The following is a 3,646-nucleotide window of genomic DNA, read 5'->3' as shown; positions in this document are numbered from 1 at the left end:
GTCGGGGCGGGTGACATAGCCGTAGGCGATCTGCGCGCCCGCCAGGTACAGCTCGCCGGGCACGCCGACCGGGACCGGCCGCAGGCGGTTGTCGAGCACGTAGACCTGGGTGTTGAAGACCGGGGCGCCGATCGGCACGGTCACCGTGTCGGCGTCGGTGACCTCGTGGAAGGTCACCTCGACGGCGGCCTCGGTCGGGCCGTACAGGTTGTGCAGACGGGCGCCGGTCAGCTCACGCAGACGCTGCGCGGTCACCGCGGGCAGGCCCTCACCGGAGGCGAAGACGTTGCGCAGGCCGGTGCACTCGGCCGCGCGCGGCTCGGTGACGAACAGCGACATCATCGACGGCACGAAATGGGCGGTGGTGATGCCCTCGTCGACGATCAGCTGTGCCAGGTAGGCCGGGTCGCGGTGGCCGTCCGGGCGGGCGATCACCAGGCGCGCGCCGACCTGCAACGGCCAGAAGAACTCCCACACCGACACGTCGAAGGTGGCCGGGGTCTTCTGCAGCACCACGTCGTCGGCGGCCAGGCCGTACTGGGCGTGACCCCACACCAGGCGGTTGACGATCGAGGCATGGCTGACCGCCACACCCTTCGGGCGGCCGGTCGAACCGGAGGTGAAGATGACGTAGGCGGTGTTGCCGGTGCGCAGCGGCCGGTGCCGGTCGGCGTCGGTCAACGGCGCGTCGGAGTAGCCGGACAGGTCGAGCTGATCGATGCGGACCTGACGCGAGAGCGTGACGTCCAGATCCGAGCCGGAGGTCAGCACACAGACCGGTCCCGCGGTCTCGAGGATGTGCTCGATGCGCTCGGCCGGGTTGTCCGGGTCGATCGGCACGTAGGCGCCACCGGCCGCACCGATGGCGTACATGCCGACCAGCAGGTCCAGCGAACGCCGGATGCCAAGGCCCACATAGGATTCCGGGCCGACGCCGTTGTCCTTGAGCCAGCGCGCCAGGCGGTGCACCCGGCTCGCGAACTCGGCGTAGGACAGACTCGTCCCCTCGAAGGTCAGCGCGATCGCGTCGGGCGTGCGCGCGACCTGGGCCTCGAACATGGCGACCAGGGTCGCCGCGTCGTCGACGGTGGGCGCCGTCAGCGCGGCGTCGACGGCGAACTCGGTGTCGTTCCACTGCCGCACGACCAGCTCGCGCTCGGCCGGGTCGAGCAGTTCCAGATCGCCCACCGGGGTGCGCGGCGCCCTGGCGACGCCCTCGAGCACCCGCAGGAAGCGGGCGGCGAAGGCGTCGGCGTAGCCCGCGTCGAACAGGTCGGTGGCGTAGACCAGCTCGGCGTCCATCTCCGCGCCGCCGCCGGGGATCTCGGAGAGCGTCAGCTGCAGGTCGAACTTGGCCGTCGGCGGGTCGATGCCCAGTTCCTCGACGGTCAGGCCGGGCAGCTCCAGCGAGGTGCGGCCCAGGTTCTGGAACGACAGCATGACCTGGAACAGCGGGTGGCGCGCCTGCGAACGGGTCGGGTTGAGCACCTCGACCAGCCGCTCGAAGGGCACGTCGGCGTGCGCGAACGCCTGCAGGTCGCGCTCGCGGACCTGGGCGAGCAGGTCGGCGAACGGGGTGGCCGCGTCCACCTGGGTGCGCAGCACCAGGGTGTTGACGAACATGCCGACCAGGTCGTCGAGCGCCTGCTCGCCGCGGCCGGCCACCGGGATGCCGACGGCGATGTCCTCGCTGCCCGACAGCCGCGACAGCAGCGTGGCGAAGGCGCCGTGCACCACCATGAACAGGGTGGTGCCGCCCGCGTGGGCGACCCGGTTCAGCTCCTCGATCAGCGCGCCGGGGACCCGGAAGCGGTGCGTGCCCGCCCGGTAGCTGGCCACGGTCGGGCGCGGCTTGTTGACCAGGCGCAGTTCCTCGGGCAGGTCGGCCAGCGCGGTGCGCCAGTAGTCGAGCTGCTCGGAGATCAGCGAGGTGCGGTCGTCCTCGTCGCCGAGGGTCTCGCGCTGCCACAGCGCGTAGTCGATGTATTGCACCGACAGCGGCTGCCAGCCCGGCTCGGTGTTGCCGGTGCGGGCCACGTAGGCGGTCATCAGGTCGCGCACCAGCGGCCGCATGGAGAAGCCGTCGGCGGCGATGTGGTGGACGACCAGCGCCAGCACGTAGTCGCGCTCGCCGAGTTCGTGGACGCGCAGGCGCACCGGCGGTTCGGCGGTCACGTCGAAGGGCGCGTTCACGAAGTCGTAGAGCCTGCCGAGCAGTTCGTCCTCGTCGACCTCGAGCAGATCCAGCTCCGGGACGGCCCGGGCGGCGGGCAGCACCCGCTGGTAGGCCACGCCGTCGTGGGACGGGTAGACGGTGCGCAGGGTCTCGTGGCGGGCGATCACGTCGGCGATCGCGCCGCGCAGCGCGGCCAGGTCGAGCAGACCGCGCAGGCGCACTACGGCCGGGATGTTGTAGGTGCTCGCCGCCCCGGCCGACTCCGGGCCGGTGTCGAAGCGGTTGAGGAACCACATGCGCTGCTGGGCCAGCGACAGCGGCGGGTACTCCGGCCGCTGTCCGGCCGCGGTGAGCGCCTGGCGCACACCGGTGCCCGCGTGCGACTCCACGCGCGCGGCCAGACCGCCGACGGTGGGGGCCTCGAACAGCGCGCGCACGCCGATCTCGGTGTTCAGCGCCTTGCTCAGGCGGGCCGCGACCTGGGTGGCCACCAGCGAGTTGCCGCCGAGGGCGAAGAAGTCGTCGTCCACGCCGACGCGGTCGACGCCGAGCAGGTCGGCGAAGATGTCGGCCACGATCTCCTCGATCGGGGTCGACGGGGCGCGGAAGGTCTTGGCCTCGAAGACCGGCGCGGGCAGCGCCTTGCGGTCCAGCTTGCCGGAGGCGTTGACCGGGAACTCGTCGAGCACCACGATCGCCGCGGGCACCATGTAGCCGGGCAGGGCCGCGGCCAGCGCCGCCTTCAGCGCGTCGGCGGCGACGGTCCGCTCCGGTTCGGGCACCACGTAGCCGACCAGCTGATCGCCCGCGTGCGGGTCGTTGCGCACGACCACGACCGACTGGGCCACGCCGGGCTGCGCCAGCAGCGCGGCCTCGATCTCGCCCAGCTCGATGCGCAGACCGCGCAGCTTGACCTGGAAGTCGGTGCGGCCGAGGTACTCCAGCTCGCCGTCGCGATTCCAGCGCACCAGGTCGCCGGTGCGGTACATGCGCTCGCCCGGCTCGCCGTACGGGTCGGCCACGAAGCGGTCGGCGGTGAGGTCGCTGCGGCCCAGGTAGCCCAGCGCCAGCTGGTCGCCCGCCAGATACAGCTCACCCGCGACACCCGGTGCGACGGGGTGCAGGCGCGCGTCGAGCACGTACACCTCGGTGTTCCACACCGGGCGGCCGATCGGCACCGACACCGTGTCGGCGTCGACGACCTCGTGGTAGGTCACGTCGACGGCGGCCTCGGTGGGGCCGTACAGGTTGTGCAGGCGCGCGCCGGTCAGCTCGCGCAGGCGCTGCGCGGTGGGCGCGGGCAGCGCCTCACCGGAGGCGAAGACCTGCCGCAGCCGCAGCTCCAGCGGCGCGGCGATGTCCGCGCCTTCGCCCTCTGCCCGGTCCGTGCCCTCGCCGGAACTGTCGCTGCCGACGGTCGAGACGAACACCGACAGCATCGACGGCACGAAGTGCGCGGTGGTGATGCCC

1 protein-coding gene is annotated in these 3,646 nt (G+C 72.3%); it reads right to left on the bottom strand.

Annotated elements, in window-relative coordinates; all coding sequences use genetic code 11:
- Positions 1-3,646: AMP-binding protein (locus tag QH283_RS08190; protein WP_280502416.1), on the bottom strand; the 3,646-nt coding region annotated here is incomplete at both ends.

The organism is Nocardia farcinica (assembly GCF_029867845.1).
Classification (GTDB): Bacteria; Actinomycetota; Actinomycetes; order Mycobacteriales; family Mycobacteriaceae; genus Nocardia; species Nocardia farcinica_A.
This window is presented reverse-complemented; position numbering and strand designations above follow the sequence as displayed.